The sequence below is a fragment of the Burkholderia sp. 28_3 genome (assembly GCF_003253915.1).
Lineage (GTDB): Bacteria > Pseudomonadota > Gammaproteobacteria > Burkholderiales > Burkholderiaceae > Burkholderia > Burkholderia cenocepacia.
In genome coordinates this window covers 172,192-193,401 of sequence record NZ_QKZF01000014.1, presented here as the reverse complement: position 1 = coordinate 193,401, position 21,210 = coordinate 172,192, and the positions used below count along the sequence as shown (strand labels likewise).

20 protein-coding genes and 1 pseudogene are annotated in these 21,210 nt (G+C 68.5%); 10 read left to right on the top strand and 11 right to left on the bottom strand.

What is annotated here, in order from left to right; all coding sequences use genetic code 11:
- Positions 1 to 70: 70 nt before the first annotated feature.
- Positions 71 to 721, bottom strand: a complete 651-nt coding sequence (locus DFS13_RS26235) for an NADPH-dependent FMN reductase (protein ID WP_006490914.1) — start codon at positions 719 to 721, stop codon at positions 71 to 73.
- Positions 722 to 1,031: 310 nt separating this feature from the next.
- Positions 1,032 to 1,337, bottom strand: coding sequence for an NIPSNAP family protein (locus DFS13_RS26230; RefSeq protein ID WP_006490913.1), 306 nt, complete (start codon positions 1,335 to 1,337; stop codon positions 1,032 to 1,034).
- A gap of 296 nt (positions 1,338 to 1,633) precedes the next feature.
- Between DFS13_RS26230 and DFS13_RS26225 the strand changes: the two genes are divergently transcribed.
- Entirely contained in the window at positions 1,634 to 2,422 is a 789-nt protein-coding gene (locus DFS13_RS26225; RefSeq protein ID WP_111442277.1) for a GNAT family N-acetyltransferase, read from the top strand.
- A gap of 166 nt (positions 2,423 to 2,588) precedes the next feature.
- Here the strand turns inward: DFS13_RS26225 and DFS13_RS26220 are convergent, their stop codons facing one another.
- Both DFS13_RS26220 and DFS13_RS26215 read right to left on the bottom strand, forming a co-directional pair.
- Complete coding sequence (locus tag DFS13_RS26220) at positions 2,589 to 3,947, bottom strand: DUF3999 domain-containing protein (RefSeq protein ID WP_111442276.1); 1,359 nt, start codon at positions 3,945 to 3,947, stop codon at positions 2,589 to 2,591.
- Complete coding sequence (locus tag DFS13_RS26215; protein ID WP_111442275.1) at positions 3,944 to 7,318, bottom strand: DUF2339 domain-containing protein; 3,375 nt, start codon at positions 7,316 to 7,318, stop codon at positions 3,944 to 3,946. The genes DFS13_RS26220 and DFS13_RS26215 overlap by 4 nt, the downstream gene beginning before the upstream one ends.
- 164 nt (positions 7,319 to 7,482) lie before the next feature.
- Here DFS13_RS26215 and DFS13_RS40380 point away from each other — a divergent pair, with 164 nt between their 5' ends.
- The 6 genes and pseudogenes from DFS13_RS40380 (at position 7,483) to DFS13_RS26185 (ending at position 13,058) form a co-directional block, all read left to right on the top strand.
- Positions 7,483 to 7,836 carry a hypothetical protein gene (locus tag DFS13_RS40380; RefSeq protein WP_006489122.1) on the top strand — a complete coding sequence of 118 codons (354 nt, stop codon included), beginning with the start codon at positions 7,483 to 7,485 and terminating at the stop codon, positions 7,834 to 7,836.
- Positions 7,802 to 9,093, top strand: a pseudogene (locus DFS13_RS26205) (glycine betaine/L-proline ABC transporter ATP-binding protein); the annotation flags it as partial. The gene DFS13_RS40380 and the pseudogene DFS13_RS26205, both read left to right, overlap by 35 nt.
- Positions 9,086 to 9,982 carry a choline ABC transporter permease subunit gene (choW, locus tag DFS13_RS26200; protein ID WP_006491873.1) on the top strand — a complete coding sequence of 299 codons (897 nt, stop codon included), beginning with the start codon at positions 9,086 to 9,088 and terminating at the stop codon, positions 9,980 to 9,982. The pseudogene DFS13_RS26205 and the gene choW, both read left to right, overlap by 8 nt.
- A 107-nt stretch (positions 9,983 to 10,089) precedes the next feature.
- Positions 10,090 to 11,088, top strand: a complete 999-nt coding sequence (locus DFS13_RS26195; protein ID WP_006489109.1) for a GlxA family transcriptional regulator — start codon at positions 10,090 to 10,092, stop codon at positions 11,086 to 11,088.
- Positions 11,089 to 11,190: 102 nt separating this feature from the next.
- A complete protein-coding gene (locus DFS13_RS26190; RefSeq protein WP_006489128.1) occupies positions 11,191 to 12,138 on the top strand; it encodes a choline ABC transporter substrate-binding protein in 948 nt (315 codons plus the stop codon).
- Between the two features lie 197 nt (positions 12,139 to 12,335).
- Positions 12,336 to 13,058, top strand: coding sequence for a trimeric intracellular cation channel family protein (locus DFS13_RS26185; RefSeq protein WP_006489127.1), 723 nt, complete (start codon positions 12,336 to 12,338; stop codon positions 13,056 to 13,058).
- A gap of 9 nt (positions 13,059 to 13,067) precedes the next feature.
- Here the strand turns inward: DFS13_RS26185 and DFS13_RS26180 are convergent, their stop codons facing one another.
- Positions 13,068 to 13,493 (bottom strand): PACE efflux transporter, encoded by a 426-nt coding sequence (locus DFS13_RS26180; protein ID WP_012493547.1) that lies wholly within the window; start codon positions 13,491 to 13,493, stop codon positions 13,068 to 13,070.
- Between the two features lie 137 nt (positions 13,494 to 13,630).
- Here DFS13_RS26180 and DFS13_RS26175 point away from each other — a divergent pair, with 137 nt between their 5' ends.
- On the top strand, positions 13,631 to 14,575 hold the full coding sequence (locus DFS13_RS26175) for a LysR substrate-binding domain-containing protein (protein WP_006489108.1): 945 nt from the start codon (positions 13,631 to 13,633) through the stop codon (positions 14,573 to 14,575).
- On the opposite strand, the gene DFS13_RS26170 is transcribed toward DFS13_RS26175, so the two are convergent.
- From DFS13_RS26170 to DFS13_RS26160, 3 genes are all read right to left on the bottom strand, one after another.
- A complete protein-coding gene (locus DFS13_RS26170) occupies positions 14,562 to 15,710 on the bottom strand; it encodes a hypothetical protein (RefSeq protein ID WP_006489115.1) in 1,149 nt (382 codons plus the stop codon). The genes DFS13_RS26175 and DFS13_RS26170 overlap by 14 nt on opposite strands.
- Before the next feature lie 73 nt (positions 15,711 to 15,783).
- A complete protein-coding gene (locus DFS13_RS26165; RefSeq protein WP_006489119.1) occupies positions 15,784 to 16,053 on the bottom strand; it encodes a MoaD/ThiS family protein in 270 nt (89 codons plus the stop codon).
- 101 nt (positions 16,054 to 16,154) lie between these two features.
- Positions 16,155 to 16,844, bottom strand: coding sequence for an aspartyl/asparaginyl beta-hydroxylase domain-containing protein (locus tag DFS13_RS26160; protein WP_006489133.1), 690 nt, complete (start codon positions 16,842 to 16,844; stop codon positions 16,155 to 16,157).
- Positions 16,845 to 17,049: 205 nt separating this feature from the next.
- Between DFS13_RS26160 and DFS13_RS26155 the strand changes: the two genes are divergently transcribed.
- Both DFS13_RS26155 and DFS13_RS26150 read left to right on the top strand, forming a co-directional pair.
- On the top strand, positions 17,050 to 17,394 hold the full coding sequence (locus DFS13_RS26155) for a DUF4148 domain-containing protein (protein ID WP_006489118.1): 345 nt from the start codon (positions 17,050 to 17,052) through the stop codon (positions 17,392 to 17,394).
- Between the two features lie 71 nt (positions 17,395 to 17,465).
- The gene (locus DFS13_RS26150) at positions 17,466 to 17,741 is read left to right on the top strand and encodes a DUF4148 domain-containing protein (protein WP_034178321.1); all 276 of its coding nucleotides are present in this window, start codon (positions 17,466 to 17,468) and stop codon (positions 17,739 to 17,741) included.
- 257 nt (positions 17,742 to 17,998) lie between these two features.
- Here DFS13_RS26150 and denD read toward each other — a convergent pair whose 3' ends face one another.
- The 3 genes from denD to DFS13_RS26130 form a co-directional block, all read right to left on the bottom strand.
- Positions 17,999 to 18,970, bottom strand: a complete 972-nt coding sequence (gene denD / locus DFS13_RS26140) for a D-erythronate dehydrogenase (protein WP_006489120.1) — start codon at positions 18,968 to 18,970, stop codon at positions 17,999 to 18,001.
- A gap of 28 nt (positions 18,971 to 18,998) precedes the next feature.
- Entirely contained in the window at positions 18,999 to 19,775 is a 777-nt protein-coding gene (gene otnI / locus DFS13_RS26135; RefSeq protein WP_060211766.1) for a 2-oxo-tetronate isomerase, read from the bottom strand.
- 75 nt (positions 19,776 to 19,850) lie between these two features.
- On the bottom strand, positions 19,851 to 21,176 hold the full coding sequence (locus DFS13_RS26130; RefSeq protein ID WP_006489121.1) for an MFS transporter: 1,326 nt from the start codon (positions 21,174 to 21,176) through the stop codon (positions 19,851 to 19,853).
- Positions 21,177 to 21,210: the final 34 nt, after the last annotated feature.

Genomic DNA, 21,210 nt, shown 5'->3' with positions numbered 1-21,210 from the left:
TGCGCGGGAAGACGCGCCGCGCGGCCCTGTCGAATCTTGTCGATCAGGGCCGCGCGGCGGAATGCGGAGGTTACTGGTTGGCGACCTTCAGTACGGGCGCGAGCGCATCGACCGACGCCGCGTGCGAGGCCGCACGATGCGACGCGAACGCGAGCGCGAATTCGGCCGCTTGCGCGCCGACCGTCTCGAGCTGTGCCACCACCTTCGGATCCGAGCAGCTGTCGGCGCTTTCGAAGCGCGTTTCCAGCGTGTTGACGGTTGCGCCGAACGGCGTCGGCCAGCCGCGCAGCGCATGAACGATCGAGCGCAGCGACGTCAGCACGGTGCCGGCCGCCTGCCAGCCGTACGCGGTGACGATCAGGCCGACCGCGCGGCCGTCGAGATACGGGCGTTCGTCCGCGCGCAGTTCCTCGAGCGTATCGAGCGCGTTCTTCACGAGACCGGACACGCCGCCGTGATAGCCGGGCGTCGCGATGATGATCGCGTCGGCCTGGCGCACGGCGTCGATCAGCTCGCGCTGCGCGTCGGTCAGCGTTTTGTGTTCGGGGGCGTAGTGCGGCAGCGTATGCAGGAACGGGCCGTCGAACAGGCGCGTGCGTGCGCCGGCGGCCTGCGCGCCGCGCAGTGCGAACGACAGTGCGCGTTCGGTGGACGATGCGGCTCGGGTGGTCCCGCCGATGCCGACGACGAACGGGCGGCGGTGTTGATCGAATGCAGTCAAGGGGCGCTCCTGGGATTGGCTTGCCCGGCTAAGCACAGGCTTAAAACCAGATGGTAACGACCCCGTCGCCACTCTGAAAACGACTTTTCGTTCTATCGATATGCCGCGTGGCGGGGGCAATCGTGTGCGTGGCCGCGCAGATCGATAGCAGAAATGCTTGGTTGGGACGGTGCGCCACGGTCGATAAGATGGACTCGTCTCCTCCATGATGTCTCTACTGACATGGGTTGGCCCCGCCGCGCGGATGCAGGCGGGGCTTTTTTTCGTCCTCGACCGGAAAACGGGGCGCGATGCGCGGCGGCGCGGCCCGTTACTCGAACACCGGCCGGAAGAAGCTGCGCTCGTAGCTGACGATGCAGCGCGTTTCCTCCGCGTAGCGGAACGCGGCCTGGCAGGCCGGATCGTCCTTCGAGCGTTCGCGGTAACGCTCGTATTCGGCGAGGCTCGGGAACGAGAACATCGCGAGCGCGATGTTGCTCGCGCCTTCGGACGGCAGGAAGTAACCGTGATGCGTGCCGCCGAACTGCTCGACGAGCGGAATCCACATCTTGCCGTAGGTTTCGAATTCGACGAGTTTGTACGGATCGACGACGTAGCGAAGGAAGCAGGTGATCATGGGCGCTCGCGATGCGGTGACGGAGCAGCGAGTCTGGAGTGTGGGATGGCACGTGTCAACGGCGTGCGCGCCGGGGACGGGCCTCGCCGCGCGACTTCATGGCGTGCTCGGTTGCTTGCGCGAACAACGACCGGTGCTTCGATGCGTTCGCCAAGACGCGCACGCTGCATCGGAACGCACCGTCTCCACCACGTCCTCCGCCACCCGCGCTACCCAGGGATTTTTACGACATTTTTTCTTGCGACGGCTGCCGGCGCGCTCCTAGACTTCGTGCATCTTCACCACGGAGCCTGGCCATGTCGATACCCTGGAACGCGATCGCCGAACGCACCCCTGCCCCACCGCCTTTGGTGTGTGCCGATCGGGTGATCGTCCGGCGTTTCGATCCGGCAGTCGACAGCTATGCACAACTCACGCCGATGCTGCACCGCGCGTTCGCGCGACTCGGTGCGATGGGGCTCAACTGCACGTGCGTCGATCAGGACGAAGACGTCACGCGCCGCCGCGCGGAAGCGGGCGAATGCTATGTCGCCGTGTGCGGCGGGCGTGTCGTCGGCACGGCCACGCTGTATGCGACCGATCCGTCGTCGGCCTGCTCGTTGTACCGGCGCGAAGGCGTCGCGAGCGTGCGTCAGGTGGCGGTGGACCCGGCTTGCCAGAGCCGCGGGATCGGCGCGTTGCTGCTGTCGTTCGCCGAGCAGTGGGCCGCGTTGCGCGGCTATGCGCTGCTCGCGCTGGATACGCCGCATCCCGCTGCGCACCTGCTGGCGTTCTATGGCGCGCAGGGTTTCGAGGTGGTCGACGTCATGCGTTTCGCCGGCAAGTGCTACGACAGCGCGATCCTGTGCAAACGGCCCGTTGCACGTGCGGCACGCCGCGTGTTGCCGGCAGCGCGGCTGGCTGCGCGCGTGGCGGCGGTGCGGCGTGTCATGCAGGCGTGGGCGCCGCGCATCGTCGCGATGGCCCGGCGCGAGTCGGGCTGGCGTCGCGCCGGACGTTTCGCGGCGCGCCGAGCGGCCGGTGCGGCCAGTCGTCGGTCGTCGCCGTGGCGGCCGCGTCAGCACGGCCGCTTCGTGGCGCGATAGCGGCGGGCAGGGCGCCTGCTCGTGCCGCAGGCGCGTCGCGTGGCCTTCCCGCGAAGACGGGGCGCGGATCGCTCGATGAACCGGTGCGGTCACGCGCCGCGATGGCCGAAGGAACGAACCTGCTCGATGAACGCCGCGTCGAGCGGCACGCAAACGCGTGTCGGCGTCATTCGGCGCGGTCGCGCGTCTCGCCGCCGCCTTTCGCGAGGCGCCATGCGATCGCGCCGAGCACGCCGACCGCAATCACCAGTGCGCCCCACAGCACGTAGCGGCGCCCGGCATCCGCATCGGCGGCTGCCGCCGGCGCGACCGCGGACACCGGCAGCGCCGCGCCGACGCGGGCGGGCCGCACTTCCGGCGCCATGCCGACCAGCAGTGCGTCGCGGCTCACGGCCGACGACACGAGCGACGCATCGCCGACGCCGAGCGTAAACGGCGGCGTGCCGCGCGCGACGAAGGTCAGCGCGGCCGGATGCCAGCCGATCGCGACGGCCGGCTGGCCGCCGCCGAGCCCGCCGTTGCGCATGTCGACGACGATTCGCCACGCGCGATCCGTATTCGCGACGAACTCGAACGGCGGATTGCGCTGCTCGCCGCCCTTGCCCTGCAGCCGGAACAGCACGGCGGACGCGACGTCGCGCCACGGCGCCTGCGCATCGGCGCGGCTTTGCAGCGTCGCGCGCGCGACGGTGTTCGGCTGCGGCAGGTCGATGCGCACGCGGTCGACCGGATACGCGCCGTCGGTGTCGAACAGATACTCGCCGGGCACACCGCCAGCGCGTATCCGCACGGCATCGCGCCACTGGCGCGGCACGGACGCCGTGTCGGTGCCGCGCGCGTCGCGCGGATGCGTCTCGACGTCGATCGACACGATCGCGGGCGCGCCGTCGAGCCAGTCGAGCCGCAGGTAGCGCGGCGCCGCGCCTTCGAGCGCGATGCGCTCCTGCACCAGCATGTCGTTGCCGCGGCCGACCTTCAGCAACTGCGTGCTGCCGAGCGCTCGCCAACTGCGCAGGTCGTCGCTGGCTTCGACGGACACGCGCCCCTGGTAGCTGTCGTCGTCCACGTGCACGAGCAGTGCATCGATGCTGCCGTCGGCATGCGACAGGTCGACGAGATCCGCGCCGTGCCTGCCGTCCGAAGGCGTCGCGACGGCCGCGCGCAGCGCGCCGTCCGGGCCGACCGTCACGCCGAGCGGCGCATTGCCGTGTTCGGCGCGGACGGGCGGCAGCGGGAACCAGTGCACCGGCGTGCGGGACGGCGGCACGCCGGATGCGGCCGCGGCGGGTGCATCGAGCGAGTACGGCACCGGCTCGCCCGCGCCGTTGAAGACGCGCACGTCGCCGAGGTCGTCGCGCCGGCTCGCCGCATACACGGGCTGCGGCACGGTGAGCTGGTAATACGCGGCGCTGCCGTCGAGGTCGAGCGCGAAGCGCTGCGTGACGCGGCCGGCGTTCGGCGCGCCGTCGGCTGCCGCGAACGACGCGAGCAGGCTCAGCCCGAACAGGGCGGCGAGTCGTTTCATGGCTGGCCGTCCTGTTGCGCGGCGGCCTTCGGCGGCAGCGGCGAGAAATAGCCGATCAACAGCAGCAGCACGCCGATACCGATGAACGACACGATGCGCTCGATGCCGGTGACGTGCGACAGGTCGAACAGGAACAGCTTGACGACCGTGAGCGCGAGCAGTGCGGCGCCGATGAACCACAGCGGTCGCAGCCCGCGGCGCGTGGCCCAGATCGTGATCGCGAGCGCGCAGACCGTCCAGTACACGGACACCGACGCCTGCACGAGCGTCGACTCCGCCATCGCGCCGAATTCGTACGGCACGCCGGCCCAGTGATGCAGCGTGCGCAGCAGGATCGCGTTCAGCCACAGGAACCCGGTCGCGCCGCCCGCACCCAGCAACTCGACGCGATACGCGTCGAACGACCAGCCGAGCCTGCGCGCGCGCATGAACCACGACGCGGCGAGCGCATAGACGACCGCGAGCACGAGATCGAGCGGATTGAACAGCGGTACGCGCGCCCAGCTTCCGCCGTCCTGCGTGAAGTTCGCGTAGAAGGTCCACGCCCACATCACGACGATCAGCGGCAGCGACGCGAACGCACAGAGGCGGGCGATGCCGTCGCGGCGCGTGAGCCACATTCCGGCGAATGCGAACAGGCTCCAGCCGACCATGAACACCTGCTGGATGCCGAACGACGACAGCACGGTGTCGATGTCGTAGCCCAGGTGGAAGCGGTGATGCAGCGTGCGCAGCAGCAGCGCGTTGAACCACAGGAATACGGTCGCGATCGCCATATAGTCGACGACGCGCGGATGCCACGCGAGGCCGAGCGATTTCAGGCGACGCAGCCACGCGACGAACGCGACGAACACGAGACCCTGCGCGACGTCGAGCGGATTGAGCAGTGGCAGCCAGAAGAGCGGAGCGGCGTCACCGTCGCTCGCCGTGCTGGCGATGCTCCAGAGCCACAGCAGCGCCGCGAGCGGCGCGGCTCCCCACACCTGATACGCACGCGGGAACGCGGCGACCGGCCAGCGCAGGCGCGAGCCGGGGCCCGATACGAGCAGGAGCAGCGCGCCGAAGCCGTACGCCCATGCGCTCCAGCTCCACGCGCCTTCCGGGACGAACGTGCGCAGGCGCCAGAAGCCCTCGAGCGACAACAGTCCGCACAGGGTCCAGAACGTCAGCGTATGCAGCGGCGCGAGAATGCCTGCTGCAACGGCGGACGCCGTGCCGTTCGCGGCGGCGGCGGTCGTGCCGCGCGACTGGCGCCACAGCAGCGCGAGCCCCGCGCCGACGGCGATCGGCCACGCGAACGCGCCCATGCCCGACAGCGGCGCTTCGTGCGCGTCGAACGCGCGCAGCGCGAGCAGCGCCAGCACCGGCGTGAGCGCGAGCGCGGGCCATTCGGCGAGCGGCCATGCGAGCCGGCGGCGCGCGACGTGCGCGAGCCATGCGGTGCCGGCCGCGAACAGCGCGGTCGTATCGACGACGAAGCGGTCGGCATGCAGGTCGACATGGCGGCTCGCATAGACGAGGATCTCGTGCAGCCCGCCGCTGACCCACCACAGCAGCCCCCACGCGGCGGCCGCGACACCGATCTCCGGCATCCACGCGTGCCACGCGCGCGCTTCGCCGCGCCCGTGCAGCCACCAGCCGGTGAACAGGCCGGCGAGCGCGATCAGCAGCATCGCGATATACGGGCTGTTGAGCACCGGCAGCGCGGCCGTGTCGGCCGGGCCCAGCAGGCTCGTGAAGAACGCGCCGGCCGCGGCGACCTGCATCAGCAGCCCGAAGCCGAACGCGAGCAGGCGCTTCTGGCGCACGCCGAGCCACACGACGGCCGCGCCTTCGATGGCCCACGCGGCGCTGGTCGTCGGCCCCGAGAACGCGAGCGGCACCGCGAGCGTCGCGAAGATCACCGCGAGCGCGAGCATCGATTCGAACAGCAGGCCGAGGCGGTCGCGGCGGCGCGCGAGCCATGCGGCGACCGCGACGTAGAACGCCGACAGCGCGACCGCGCTCCACGCGAGCCCGAACGGCATGCCTTTGACGAGCGACGCCTGCAGCGCGGTCGCGACGATCGGCGTGCCGAACACGAGCGTGCCGTCCACGTAGTGTCGCAGCGCGAGTTCGCGTTTCACCGCATACAGCAGCGCGATGCCGACATACATCAGGAAGAACAGGACGAGGAACGGCTCGGTGCTCGCGAACAGCGCGGGACGATAGGCGGTCACGCCCCACGCGGAGCCGATCGTGAACGTGAACACGAAGCCGAGCAGGTTCAGCGGGCGCCACGCCTTGAACCACGCGATCGCGAAGATCCCTGCGTTCAGCAGTGCGTAGTAGCTGAACAGCGCGACATGGTTGCCCTGGCCGGTCGACAGCAGGATCGGCGCGAGGAAGCCGCCCGCGCTGCCCATGAATGCGAGCGGCAGCGCGTCCTGCCGCACCGCGAGGAACGCGCTCAGCGCGCAGACCGCGACCATCAGCGGGAACGCGGCGCCGACGGGCAGCAATGCATACAGCTTGGTCGCGGCGAAGATCGTCAGGTACAGGATGCCGACGCCGCCGCCTTGCAGCACGAGGCCGTAGGCGGCGCGACGCGCCCGCACGCGCCAGCCGATCGCGAGCAGCGCGGCCGCGGCGAGCGCCGTGCCCGCGAGGCGGAACTCGATCGGCAGCATGTCGTTGTCGGCCGCGTACTTCAGCAGGAACGCGACGCCGAAGAACAGCACGATGATCCCGACGCGCACGACCGTGTTGCCGCCGAGCAGCCAGTCGCGCGCGGCGCCGAATGCGCGTTCGGCGATGCCGGGTTCACGGGGTGCGGGCGGGACAGCGCGGGCCGGTGCGGCCGGGGGGATCGTCGTGGTGTCGACGGGGGCAGGCGCGGATGCGGCCGGGCGCGCGGCGGTTGCCGGCGCGAGCGTCGAGGCGGGCGCCGGTGCCGAGGTGGAGGCCGATGTACCTGCCCGTGCGACAGCAGGTTGCGCGGGTGGTACGGGCGGTGTCGGGGAGTGCGCCGGCAGCGGGGCGGATGTGGCGCTCGCCGAAGCCGTGTGCGCGATGCCGCCGGAAGTCGCCGCGCCGGCCGTCGCGCCCGCGAGTTGCACACGCAGCGCGTCGAGTTCGCGCGTGAGCGTGTCGACGGTGGCTTCGAGGCGCGCGACGCGATCGGCGAGCGGTAACGGGGGCGGCGGCGTCGCGGAGACCGCGAACGCGTCGGGCGTGGCGCGCGGGTTCTGCTGCTTGCGTTGCCGCAGCGCGTGCCCGACGCAGAATCCGACGGCGGCCCCGAGCAGCGAGCCGCTCCCGGCCGAGAAATCCCCGATCAAGGCAGCGATGCCGCCCACGATGAAACCGATTACGGCGAATGCCCAGTTCAACGCCTTGCTCCCTCTCACTATCGTTATCGTCCTTCGATCGCGGATCGCACCGGATCGAGGCGGTTTCAGCACGGCCGGCAGGCGAACCGGCATGCGCGCGCCGTGCGGCTCGGCCCTCGTGCGAAAGGCCCGCGGCATCGTCGCGATCGGCGTGTTTGCGGGGAATGTATCACAGCGTGCCCGCGCCGAATTCCGGGGGTGACGCGGTATCGCGGCATGCGCCGTTCGGTGTCGCCATCCGGCTTTTTGCACGGTCATGCTTTTTACTGGCGAATGGATGCGCGCTTTCGTCTGAGCAGATCGACGCCGGAACGGACGTCGATTTGTCGCAAAACGACGCGTGCCCGATGCGACCTGACGCAAAACCTCATGTGCCGTTCGCCGCGCTGCTGCGCACAAGTCCGGCGGGCGATGCCCGTCGTTGCTGGCCGGGCGCGTATTGCGCTGCCGCAATCGGCGGCGCGGCCCGCCGGACGGGGCCGGAGGCTGTGTCGTATTTGCGCAAGCGTTTGTCGTAATTCGTCGGCAGGCCGGGGTTTTTTCTGGCAACTATGTAGGCACGCTATGACAAGCGCGAGTCCCCGCTACACGAGGAGAAGGTTTCGATGGATGCCCCCAAGGTTGTGGTCGAAGGTCTGTGCAAGGTGTTTGGAAGCAATCCGCAGCAGGCGCTCGACATGCTCGCCGCCGGCGCGACGAAGGACGATGTGCTCAAGCGCACCGGTCAGGTCGTCGGCGTGCACAACGTCTCCTTCGATGTGCAGGAAGGCGAAATTTTCGTGCTGATGGGCCTGTCCGGCTCCGGCAAGTCCACGCTGATCCGCCTCGTGAACCGGCTGGTCGATCCGAGCGCCGGCAAGGTGCTGATCGACGGGCTCGACGTCGCGTCGGCGCGCCGCTCGGCGCTGACCGCGCTGCGCCGCAAGGACATGAGCATGGTGTTCCAGTCGTTCGCGCTGATGCCGCATCGCACCGTCGTGTCGAATGCCGCGTTCGGGCTCGAAGTCGCGGGCATGGGCAAGAAGGAGCGCGAGCGCCGCGCGATGGAAGTGCTCGAGCAGGTCGGCCTCGCGCCGTTTTCGCACAAGCTGCCGTCCGAGCTGTCGGGCGGCATGCAGCAGCGCGTCGGCCTCGCCCGCGCGCTGGCCGTGAACCCGTCGCTGATGATCATGGACGAGGCGTTTTCCGCACTCGATCCGCTCAAGCGCCGCGAAATGCAGGACGTGCTGCTGCAACTGCAGAAGGAACAGCGTCGCACGATCATGTTCGTGTCGCACGATCTGGAGGAAGCGCTGCGCATCGGCAACCGCATCGCGATCATGGAAGGCGGCCGCCTCGTGCAGGTCGGCACGCCGCAGGACATCATCGCGAACCCGGCCGACGATTACGTGCGCGCGTTCTTCGACGGCATCGACACCAGCCGCTATCTCACGGCCGGCGACCTGATGCAGACGGGCGCCGTGCCGCTCGTGTCGAAGTGCGATGCCGCGAACGTCGCGGCGTCGCTGAACGGCAGCGCCGAATACGCGTTCGTGCTCGATGCCCAGCGCAAGATCCGCGGCTTCGTCACGCGCGACGCGATCGGCCAGGACACGCCGTCCGTGCGGCCGATCGAAAGCATCCGGCGCGATGCGTCGCTCGACCATGTCGTCGCGCGCGTGGTCGCGAGCCCGAATGCACTGCCGGTCGTCGACGACGACGGCTGCTACTGCGGCTCGGTCGATCGCGCGCTCATCCTGAAGGCCATCACGCGTTCGCGAGGCTCCCATGTCTGAAATGATTCCGCTCGGTAGCTGGGTCGACCAGTCCGTTCACTACCTGCTCGACCACGACGCGAAGACGTTCGACGCGATCGGTCAGGCGATCGAAGGGCTCGCCGCATTCGTCGAGCATGGCCTGCAGGCGATCCCGATGTGGCTGATGATGGCGATCTTCATCGGCGTCGGGCTGTGGCGGGTGGGCTGGCGCTTCGCGCTGTTCACCACCGCGTCGCTGCTGCTGATCTTCGCGACCGGCTTCTGGGACCAGACGGTCATCACGCTCGGGCTCACGCTGTCGTCGACGATCATCAGCCTCGTGCTCGGCATTCCGCTCGGCATCTGGGCCGCGAAGAGCAAGTGGGTCGCCGCGATCGTGCGCCCGATCCTCGACCTGATGCAGACGATGCCGGCCTTCGTCTATCTGATTCCGGCCGCGATGCTGTTCGGTCTCGGCCGCGTGCCGGGGATCCTGTCGACGGTGATCTTCGCGATGCCGCCCGCGGTGCGCCTCACGAGCCTCGGCATCCGCCACGTGAACCGCGAGATCGTCGAAGCCGGCCAGGCGTTTGGCTGCACGCCGTGGCAACTGCTGTACAAGGTGCAGTTCCCGAACGCGCTGCCGTCGATCATGCAGGGCGTGAACCAGACGATCATGATGGCGCTGTCGATGGTGATCATCGCGTCGATGGTCGGCGCGGGCGGCCTCGGCAACGACGTGCTAGCGAGTATCCAGCGCCTCGACATCGGTCTCGGCTTCGAAAGCGGTCTGTCGGTCGTGCTGCTCGCGATCATTCTGGACCGCATCACCGAGAGCTTTGGCCGCGCACCGGGCACCGTGAAGGCGCCGCTGTTCTCCGGCCTCAAGCAGCTGTTTCGCGTGAAGGCCGCGCCCGCACAGGCCTGATCTTCGGCGGCCAGGAGCGACCTGGCCGCACACCCTGAATAGATAACGGTTCCCGCGGCTTCGGCCGCGGGGCTGGCCCCCTGCAACCTCCTCGCCAGGAGACCGATGTGACGTCCGCCGTCGCTGTCGCGCCCGCCGCCTGCGTTTCACCGGTTTCGTCCCTCGCCCATTTCGGCTTCCTGACGCTGCCGAACTTCTCGATGATCGCGTTCTCGAGCGCGGTCGAAGTGCTTCGGATGGCGAACTACGTCGGGCGGGCGGAACACTACAAGTGGTCGATCTACTCGCTCGACGGCGCGCCCGTGCATGCCAGTAACGGCATCGCGGTGCGGCCCACGCAGGCGCTCGACTACGACAACCTGCCCGACGTGATGATCGTGTGCGGCGGCATCCGCATCCGCGACGTGGTCGACGAGGGCGCGCGCGATACGCTCGCGGCGCTCGCCGAACGCGGGCTGCCGCTCGGCGGCATCTGCACGGGCGCCTATGCGCTGATGTCGAGCGGGTTGCTCGACGGCTATCGCTGCACCGTGCACTGGGAAAACCTGTCCGCGCTGCATTCCGAATTTCCGCGGGTGGGCTTCGCCGACGAGTTGTTCGTCGTCGATCGCGACCGGCTCACCTGCACCGGCGGCACCGCGCCGCTCGACCTGATGCTGAACCTCGTCGGCATGCGCTTCGGCCAGCAACTGGCCGCGCAGGTATCCGAGCAGTTCATCCTCGAGCGCATCCGCAGTTCGACCGATACGCAGCCGATTCCGGTCGATGCGCGGGTGGGCTTCTCGCGCGCGGAGCTGATCGAGGTCGTGCGGCTGATGGAGGCGAACATCGAGGAGCCGCTGTCGCTCGAGGAACTCGCGCGGCTCGTGCGGCTGTCGCAGCGGCATCTGCAGCGCATGTTCAAGGTGTACCTGAACGTTTCGCCGACCCACTATTACCTGACGCTGCGCCTGAAGCGCGCACGCGACCTGCTGCGCACGACCGATGCATCGATCGCGCGCGTGACGACGGTCTGCGGGTTTCATTCGCCGTGCCATTTCAGCAAGGCATACCGCGCGCAGTTCGGCCATGCACCGAGCTACGAGCGCCGGCTGCCGGGGCGCTGAACGGGCGGTCATTCGGTCCGCGACGTCGCCGGGATCGCGGCGCGCGGCTTCAATAAACGATCCCGCATTCAAGCAAACGACATCACTTTGAGGAGAAGCAAGATGAAGCGCCTATTGATCGCAGCGGTGTGCGGGATCGGGGTGGCCGCGCCGATGTCGGCCGTTTATGCGGCCGATCCGCCCGTATGCAAGAACGTGCGCTTCGCCGATGTCGGCTGGTCCGACATCGCGGCGACCACGGGCCTCGCGTCGACGATGCTGCAGGGGCTCGGCTACAACCCGACGAAGACGATCGCGTCGGTGCCGATCACGTTCGCCGGGATCAAGAGCAAGCAGATCGACGTGTTCCTCGGCTACTGGTCGCCGACGATGGACCCGATCATCCAGCCGTTCACGAAGGCCGGCACGATCAAGGTGCTCGCGACGCCCAACCTGACCGGCGCGAAATACACGCTCGCGGTGCCCGACTACGTGTACCAGGGCGGCCTGAAGTCGTTCGCGGACATCCAGAAGTACGCGGACAAGCTCAACGGCAAGATCTACGGGATCGAGCCGGGCAACGACGGCAATGCGCTGATCAAGAAGATGATCGACGGCAACCAGTTCGGCCTCGGCAAGTTCAAGCTGGTCGAGTCGAGCGAGGCCGGGATGCTGGTCGAGGTGAATCGCGCGATCCGCGACAAGCAGTGGATCGTCTTCCTCGGCTGGGAACCGCATCCGATGAACGTGCAGATGAAGATCGACTACCTGACCGGCGGCGACGACGTGTTTGGCCCGAACTACGGCGAGGCGAAGGTGCTGACGGCGACGCCGCCCGACTACTCGCAGCGCTGCCCGAACGTCGCGAAGTTCGTGTCGAACCTGCAGTTCACGACGTCGATCGAGAACCACGTGATGGTGCCGATCATGAACAAGCAGGATCCGAACAAGGCCGCCGCCGAATGGCTGAAGGCGAATCCGCAAGCCCTCGACAAGTGGCTCGCGGGCGTGACGACGCTCGACGGCAAGCCGGGCCTGCCGGCGGTGAAGGCGTACCTCGGCGTGCATTGACGGTGACCTGTCGGGCTTGGCGGTTGCGACCCAAAACCTGACGTGCATGATGAGCCGGCGCAAGCAGGGTGCCCTGCTTGCGCCGGTTTTTTGCTGCCCGCTTCGCGCTTGGCCCGACCGCTGGCCGGCGATGCGCTAGACTGCTCGATCCCGATCGAGGAGACGGCAATGACCCGCAGCACGCTCGATACATCCGGATGGCAATCGGCAGCCGCCACGCGACCGAATGGCGCGACCGCTTCGGTCGATGCTGGCTGCAACCGGGCGATCCCGCACCGCGGCCGTTCATTCGCATGAAGCGCATCGAGCAAGTCGTGCTCGCCGCCGATCTCGCGGGCACGGCGGTGTTCGCGATCGAGGGCGCCAATGCGGCGATCGGCGCCGGACTCGACCTGTTCGGGGTGATGGTGCTGTCGCTCGTCGTCGCGCTTGGCGGCGGCGTGATTCGCGACCTGCTGATCGGCGCCCGCCCGCCGAGCGCCGTGAGCGACTGGCGTTATCCGGCGCTCGCGTTCGCCGCCGGGCTGTTCGCGTTCGTGTTTCATGCGCGGGTCGCGTCGTTCCCGCCGTCGCTGCTGACGGCGCTCGATGCGGCCGGCCTCGCGTTGTTCGCGGTCGCGGGCGCGGTGAAGGCGCTGGAATTTCGCGTCCACCCGTTCATCGCCACGCTGATGGGCGCCGTGACCGGCTGCGGGGGCGGCGTGGTGCGCGATCTGCTGCTCGCACGGATACCGGTCGTGCTGGTCACCGACATCTACGCGAGCGCGGCGCTGCTCGGTGCGGTCGTCGTCGTGTCGTGCCGGCGACTCGGTTGCCCGCCCGTCGTCGCGGCCGTGCTGGGCGGCGTCGCGTGCTTTGCGCTGCGAATGGCGGCGGTGCGCTTCGGCTGGCAGTTGCCGAAAATTGCCGCGGGGGCGTAAGCGCCCGACTCACGATCCCTTCGTCGCCGCCGGCACGTCGAACACGCGATCGAACGCCCACTGGAACACGAACGCGTAGCAGAAGAAGAACGCGAACAGCCCGATGTCGACGACGAACGCGTCGAACCACGAGATGTCGAGCCACCCCGACACGACCGGCACGAGGATGAAGATCAGTCCGCCCTCGAATCCGGTGGCGTGCAGGATGCGCCGCCCGAGCGTACGCGCCGGCTGTCGGCGCGACGCTTCCCAGCGCTCGAACAGTGCGTTGAAGATCAGGTTCCACAGCATCGCGATCGCCGACATCGTCGCCGACAGCGCACCCGAGTAGACGAGGTCCTGCTTGAAGATCGCCGCGATCACGGGCGAGATGCAGGAAATGGCGATCGCTTCGTAGAGCACCGCCTGCGTGATCCTGCGCGGTAGGCCTTGCACGGGTTCCTCCGGTTCGACGGCGGCGTCATGCCGCAACGTCCCGCAAGGCTAGCCGCGTTGCGCACCCGCTTCAATTCACCTAATCTCACCCGGATTGAATCCAATTCAACCCGGCCGCATCCGGCCCGCGAGGCTCCGTGTTCTCGAAAATTCCCCTGACCGCATTACGTGTATTCGAAGCGTCGGCACGGCTCGGCACGTTCAAGGCTGCCGCGGACGAGTTGTCCGTGACGCCGGCGGCCGTGTCGCACCAGATCAAGGCGCTCGAGAGCCGCGTCGGCGTGCTGCTGTTCGAGCGCGGCGCGGGCGGCGTGCGGCTGACCGAAGAAGGCGAGCGGCTGTTTCGCGCGAGTCACGATGCGTTGCTGGCGTTGAGCCGCGGGCTCGACGCGGTGCGTCCGGAGGCGGCCGACGAGCGCACGCTCGTGCTGACCACGACGCCGGCCTTTGCGGCGATGTGGCTGATTCCGCGTCTCGGTGCGTTTCGCCGCGTCGATCCGCATCTGCACATCAAGGTCGAAACCGGAAACGCGCTCGTCGATCTCGAACGCGATGCACGGATCGATCTCGCGATTCGCGCGACGTCGCGCCAGTTTCCCGCGCTGCACGAGATTGCGTTGATCGACGAGTACTTCGGCGCGTATGCGGCCGCCGGGTTCGATGCGCATCGCACGGACGCGCCGCTCGATCTGATCGAGACCGTGTGGGACACGCCGCTGCCCGTGTCGGTCGACTGGGCGTCGTGGTGCCGTGCGGCGGGCCGGCAAGCGTGGCTCGAACGCGCGGTGTTTCGCCATTACGACGACGAGCATTACGCGTTGCAGGCCGTGCTGCACGGGCAGGGTGTCGCGCTGCTCAGCTCCGTGCTGGCCGCCGAGCATGTCGAGCGCGGCGCATTGATGCCGATCGATCCCGCGGTGCGGCTCGACGGCGCGCGCTTCGTCGCGCTGTGCCGGCCGGGGCGGGAGCGCGAGCCGCAGGTCAGGCGGTTTCTCGACTGGCTCGAAGCGGAAATCGCCCGGACCCGCGACGCGGTGGCGCGGATCGCGCCCGATGAGCGCCGCGCCGCTACCCGAAGCTGACGCAATAGACCGGCGGCAAGTGCGCCGATATCTGTTGCCAGTGCTCGCCGCCATCGGCGGACGTCCATAGTCCGCCCGTCGTCGACGCCATCGCGAGGCGCGTGCCGGAATCGTCCACCGCGAGCCCGTGCCGGTACACGAGGTCGTACGCCGGCGCGGCCGGCAACCCGTTCGACAGACTCTCGAAACTGCGGCCGCCGTCGCGCGTGCGCGTGACGACGAACCGGCCGTTCACCGGGATCCGGCACGCGTCCTTCACGGCCGGCACGAACCACGCGGTATCCGGTTCGTGCGGATGCACGGCCACCGCGAAACCGAAGCTCGATGGCTCGGCCTCGATGCGCCGCCAGTGTTCGCCGCCGTCGGTCGAGCGGAAGATCGCGCAGTGATGCTGGGTCCACAGCACGTCCGGGTTGGCCGCGCACTGCACGACGCGGTGCGGATCCTGCATGTTCGGCTCGCCGCGCCGCTCGGGCGGCATGTAGTCGGCTTCCATGCCTTCCGCCGTGACGCGCCAGGTCGCGCCGCCGTCGACGGTCTGCCAGACGCCGCCGCACGAGACGCCGACGGTGACGTGCCGGCTGTCGCGCGGATCGACCATCACCGAATGGATGCCCGGCGCGTCGTACCCGCCGCCGCCCCATTCGGCGCGTTCGGGGCGATCCCACAGCGCGCGGTTGAGGACCCACGAGTCGCCGTGGTCGTCGGAGCGGAACAGGCCGCCGGGAATCGTGCCGGCCCACAGCACGCCGGGTTCGTCCGCGCCGCCGGCTTCGAGCGACCAGATTTGCTGCAGCGTCCACGGCGGTTGCGGCGATCCGGCAGGCTCGTCGTCGGTGTCGCCGCTGCCTGCGCGCGTGTCGGCACGGGCAGGCGACACATCGGCTGGCTGCGGCGGATAAACCGGAACCGCGCATTCCTCCCAGTCGGTGGCGCCTGCGCGCAGCCGATGCAGCTTCACGCCGAAATGACCGAGATTGAGCGCCGCGTACAGCGTGCCGTCGCGCGGATCGGCGAGCGCCATGCTGACGGGCTCGCCGATGAAATGCGGTTCGCCGGGCGTCCAACCGCCGTTGCCGTCCGGTTGCAGGACGAACAGGCCCTTGCGGGTGGCGACGAGCAGTCGATCGTTCATGTGCGATGTCTCCGGATGGTTCGCCTTGGTACGGCGGCACTTGGTATGGGGATGCGCCCGTGCATCGGTCCCTTTATCCGCCGGTCAGCGCCTGCACGACATACACGCGGCTGGTGGTCCCGAGCGCATCGGACAGGCGCTGCCGGTCGCGGATCGGCTGGCCGTCGATGAACACCGACAGGTGCTTTCGCAGCGCGCCCTGGTCGTCGACGATGTAGCCGCGCAACCGTGGCTGCTCGCTGAAAATGGTGTCGAATGCTTCGCCGACCGTGTGCGCGTCGATGTCGCGCTCGGGCGTTTCGACGTGCCGCTGGATCGACGCGGCGAAGAAGAGGTGCGCCATGGCGGTAGCTGGCAGGAGCCGCACGAAGGGACGGCTTGTAGTGTAGGCGATCCGGCGTGCGCCGAAAGGTGCATTGAAGGCGCCGTGCAGGGTGGCGGCGGCTACACCGGAATCGACCGCCCCCGGATCCGGATCCCCAGCCGCACGACGCCGATCACCGCATTCGACAGCCACGTGAGCCAGCGCGGCATCCCGCGGCGGCGGATATCGAGCAGCAGCACGATCCGCACCGCGTCGCTGTCGTTCCATACCTCGTGCGTGAACGTGTCGTCCCACAGCAGGAAGCGGCCTTCGTCGAGCCGGTATTCGTGCCCGTCGACCTTCAGCACGGCGGCCGGCGTACCGTCCGCGCGCGTCGGCATCGACAGCACGAGATACCCGCGCAGGATGCCGCGAAACGGCCCGCGATGCGGCGGGATGTGCTTGCCGGGCGCGAGGAACGACAGCGACGCGGACAGCACGTCCGGCGACGCCGCGACGAGCGACGCGACGGTCGGGCAGCGCGACAGGTTGCGCGGAAACGGCTGCCCGTACGCCTGCATGATGAACATGCGCCAGTCGCGTGCGTCGTTGGCCGAGATGTCGTACTGCTCGCGCATGATTTCGTGAAAGCGCGGGATGCGCGGCATGTCGCGTGCTACCGCCAGCGCCTCCGCGCGGATCGCGGGCCACGCGCGCACGAAACGCTCGGCATCCGGGAATGCGGCCGCGTCGAGCACCGCACCGCTGTCGATATGGCGGTCGTACAGCGTGCGCAGCAGGGCGGCTGCATGGTCGTAGGCGGCGGACATGGGCGATCGATGGGCGGTCCGGATGAAGTGCTGGTCAGTCTGCCGAAGCGCGACGGGCATTGCGTTACGTCAGGTTACGCCGGCTGACGAATGAATGACAGTTGAATGTCCGGCCGGCGCGAATGGCAAGCCGGGAATAAACACGACCCCTCCGTCGTCATACGGGTGTAGCACGTCGTCTCGTTGATCGATGAAGGAGTGGAACATGAATACGCAATGGCTGGTGGCCGCCACGGTGGCGGCAATGTCTCTCGCAGGTGTCGCGACGCAAGCGTCGGCACAGGCGCTCACGCGCGAGCAGGTCCGGCAGGAACTGATCGATGCCGAAAACAACGGGTTGCGCTTCGTGACCGATACGTCGTATCCGGACGTGAGCCCGCTGTTTCAGCATCAAGCCGAGCGGATGCCGCAGCGGCAGGCCAGCACGGCGGTCGGCAGCGATCCGGCCTTGTCGTCCGAAGCGGGCAAGCCGGCGGCGATGTCGCCGCGTCCGGGCACCGCCGCATGCGTCGGCCCCGCGAGCTTCTGCACGATCTATTTCGGCAGCTGATCCACCCGCCTGCATGCGCAGCTCACGCCTGTCCCATGGTTGATCGGTACATCACGTTGAAGGAGTTCATGATGAAAACATATGTCGCACTACTGATGATGATCGGTGCGCTCGCCGGTCAGTCGGCGTTCGCGCAAGCGGCCGCCCCGCTGACGCGTGCGCAGGTCCGCGACGAACTGATGCGTCTCGAAGCGGCCGGGTACGACCCGGCGAAGGGCGACGACGGCGAGTATCCGGCCGACATCCAGGCCGCGGAAGCGAAGCTCGCCGAGCAGGATCGGGCGCGCATGGCGGCGTCGGCGACGCCGGCGGCCGAACCCGGCATGCCGGCGCAGGTCGGCAACTAGGGGCCGACATGTCCCCGTGTGGCGAGAGACCGCCGGCATCGCGACAGAGCGAGGCGCGCGCGCTGCGGGTCGCGCGGATACGAATCGTGTGGAGCGGGGGTGCGGTGTCGTCCCGGCGCCGATGCGTGCTTCATGCCGGCGCTCGCGCTCGACGCGAAGCGTCCGGGTAGGCCGGCACGCGGGCGGGACGCGACGCGCGTCGTGGCGCGTCGGAAAGTCCGGCCGAGCCGCGTCGAGGCGGCCCGGCCCGGCGCAAATCAGCGCCGTTCGTCCGCGATATGACTGCGGATCACGTCCGCGAACGACGCGTCGCCCTTCAGCCCGAGTGCTTCCGCGCGCGACGTATCCCAGCGGCCCGGCCAGCTGCCGACGATCTTCTCGACGCGTTCGTCGGGCGCATGACGGATCAGCTTGACGACCTCGTCGCCCGCGACGTCGCGCAGCGCCGCGATCATCTCGTCGACCGACACCGACAGCCCCGGCAGGTTGATCACGCGCTTGTTGCCGAGCTTCGCGCTGTCGAGTTCACAGCCGGCGACGAGCGCTTCGATCGCGCCGCGCGGCGACAGCAGCCACAGCCGCGTCGAGCCGGGCACCGGGCACACGCTTTCCTCGCCGTTCAGCGGCTCGCGGATGATGCCGCTCGCGAACGACGACGCGGCCGCGTTCGGGCGGCCGGGCCGCACGCTGATGGTCGGCAGCCGCAGCACGCGGCCGTCGACGAAGCCGCGCCGCGCGTAATCGCACAGCAGCAGTTCGGCGATCGCCTTCTCGGCGCCGTACGACGATTGCGGGTTCAGCGCGGTGTCGTCCTGCACGACGTCGGGCAGCGCGCCGCCGTACACCGCGACGGAGCTCGTGAACACGACACGCGGCTGGTGGCCGCGCGCGCGGCACACTTCGAGCAGCGTGCGCGATGCGTCGAGATTGATCCGCATGCCGAGATCGAAATCGGCTTCGGCTTGCCCGCTGACGATCGCCGCGAGGTGGAAGATCGCGCCCGTCTGCGTGTCGATCGCGCTGTCGAGCACCGCGCGATCGGCGATGTCGCCGACGATCGACGTCACGCGCGCATCGCCGAAATCGCTGCCCTTGACGACGTCGAGCAGCACCAGCTCGTCGATCTTCTCGCTGCGACCGTCCGGGCCGGTCAGTTCGCCGCGCTCGAGCAGCTTGCGCGCAAGACGCTGGCCGAGAAAGCCGGCGCCGCCGGTGATCAGTACTTTCATGTTGGTTGCCCTCTGAGGAATGCTTGAATTACAGGTACGGCTTGAGCCAGCCGAGGCCTTCCGACGTGCCGGCCTTCGGCCGATACTCGCAGCCGATCCAGCCGTCGTAGCCGAGTGCGTCGATCAGCGCGAACAGGTACGGGTAGTTGAGTTCGCCGACATCCGGCTCGTGGCGTTCAGGCACGCCCGCGATCTGGATATGGCCGATGCCCGCGAAATCGCGCTTGAGCTTCATCGCGAGATCGCCTTCGACGATCTGGCAGTGGTAGCAGTCGAACTGCACCTTCAGGTTCGGTGCACCGATTTCCGCGCGGATCGCCTGCGCGTCGTCCTGGCGGCTCAGGAAATAGCCGGGCATGTCGCGCTGGTTGATCGGCTCGATCAGGATCGTGATGCCGTGCGCGGCCGCCGCCTGCGCCGCATGACGCAGGTTCGCCAGGTAGGTGTCGCGATGGCGCGCGCGGTCGGCGCCCGGCGCGACCATGCCGGCCATCACGTGCAGCTTCTTGTTGCCGATCACGCGCGCATAGTCGAGCGCCTGGTCGATGCCGCGGCGGAATTCGTCCTCGCGGCCCGGCAGCGACGCAATGCCGCGTTCGCCCGCGGCCCAGTCGCCCGGCGGCGCGTTGAACAGCGCCTGTTCGAGGCCGTGCGCGTCGAGGCGCGCGCGGATGTCCTCGGCCGCGAAGTCGTACGGGAACAGGTACTCGACGGCCTTGAAACCGTCATGGGCGGCAGCGGCGAAGCGTTCGAGGAACGCATGCTCGGTATACATCATCGAGAGGTTGGCGGCGAAGCGGGGCATGGCAGCGGGTCCTGTGAATGAAGGGAGCGGGGCGCCATGCGCCCCGCGTCGAATGATGAATCGGCCGGCGGCGGATCAGCGGTTCACGAGCTTGGGCGGCGTGAGCCATACCGCGATCGCGCCGAGCACGAGCATCGCCGCGAGCACGTACATGCCGGACGACGTGCTGTGCGTGACGTCCTTCAGGTAGCCGATCACGTACGGGCTCGCGAAACCGGCGAGGTTGCCGACCGAGTTGATGATCGCGATCCCGGCCGCGGCCGCGGAGCCGGCGAGGAACGCGGTCGGCAGCGACCAGAACAGCGGCGCGCAGGTCAGCACGCCGCCTGCCGCGAGCGACAGGAACACGATCGACACCGCCGTATTGTGCGAGTACGACGCGGCGACCGCAAACCCGATCGCGCCCATCAGCGCCGGCACGATCAGGTGCCAGCGGCGTTCGCGGCGCTTGTCCGCGCTGTGGCCGAACAGGTTCATCACGACGATCGCGACGACGAACGGAATCGCCGACAGCAGGCCGATCTGCAGCGTATCGGTGATGCCGGTCGATTTCACGAGCGTCGGCATCCAGAACGTGAGCCCGTACTGGCCGGTGACGAACGCGAAGTAGATCAGCGACATCCACCACATGCGCGGGTCCGAGAACACGGCCTTCAGCGAATGGCCGTGCTTCTGCTGTTCCTGCGGCTGCGCGGCGATCTCGTCTTCGAGCAACTGCTTCTCGCGCTCGTCGAGCCATTTCGCGCTGCGAATGCTGTTGTCGAGATACAGGATCGTCGCGATGCCGACGAGCACGGCCGGCACGGCTTCGATCATGAACATCCATTGCCAGCCGTGGAAGCCCGAGCCGCCGTGGAAGCGCTCCATGATCCAGCCCGACAGCGGGTTGCCGAAGATGCCCGACACCGGAATCGCGGACATGAACACCGCGATGATCTTCGCGCGGCGGTGCGACGGGAACCAGTACGTGAGGTACAGGATCACGCCCGGGTAGAAGCCGGCTTCCGCGAGGCCGAGCAGGAAGCGCAGCACGTAGAACTGCGTGGGCGTCTTCACGAACGCGAACAGCGCGGACAGCAGCCCCCACGTGATCATGATCCGCGCGATCCAGATGCGCGCGCCGATGCGGTGCATCAGCATGTTGCTCGGCAGTTCGAACAGGAAGTAGCCGAGGAAGAAAATCCCGGCGCCGAGCCCGAACACGGTTTCGCTGAATGCGAGATCCTGCGACATCTGCAGCTTGGCGAAGCCGACGTTCACGCGGTCGAGATACGCGACCACGTAGCAGAGCATCAGGAACGGCACGATGCGCCAGAACACTTTCTTGTAGGTGCGGTCGAGTTCGCCCGATTGGGCGGCCGCGGCGGGCGAGCGGCTTGCGGCCGCGTCGAGAGCAGTCATCGTCGTCTCCTGGACTATCGTGTACCGGCGGCGC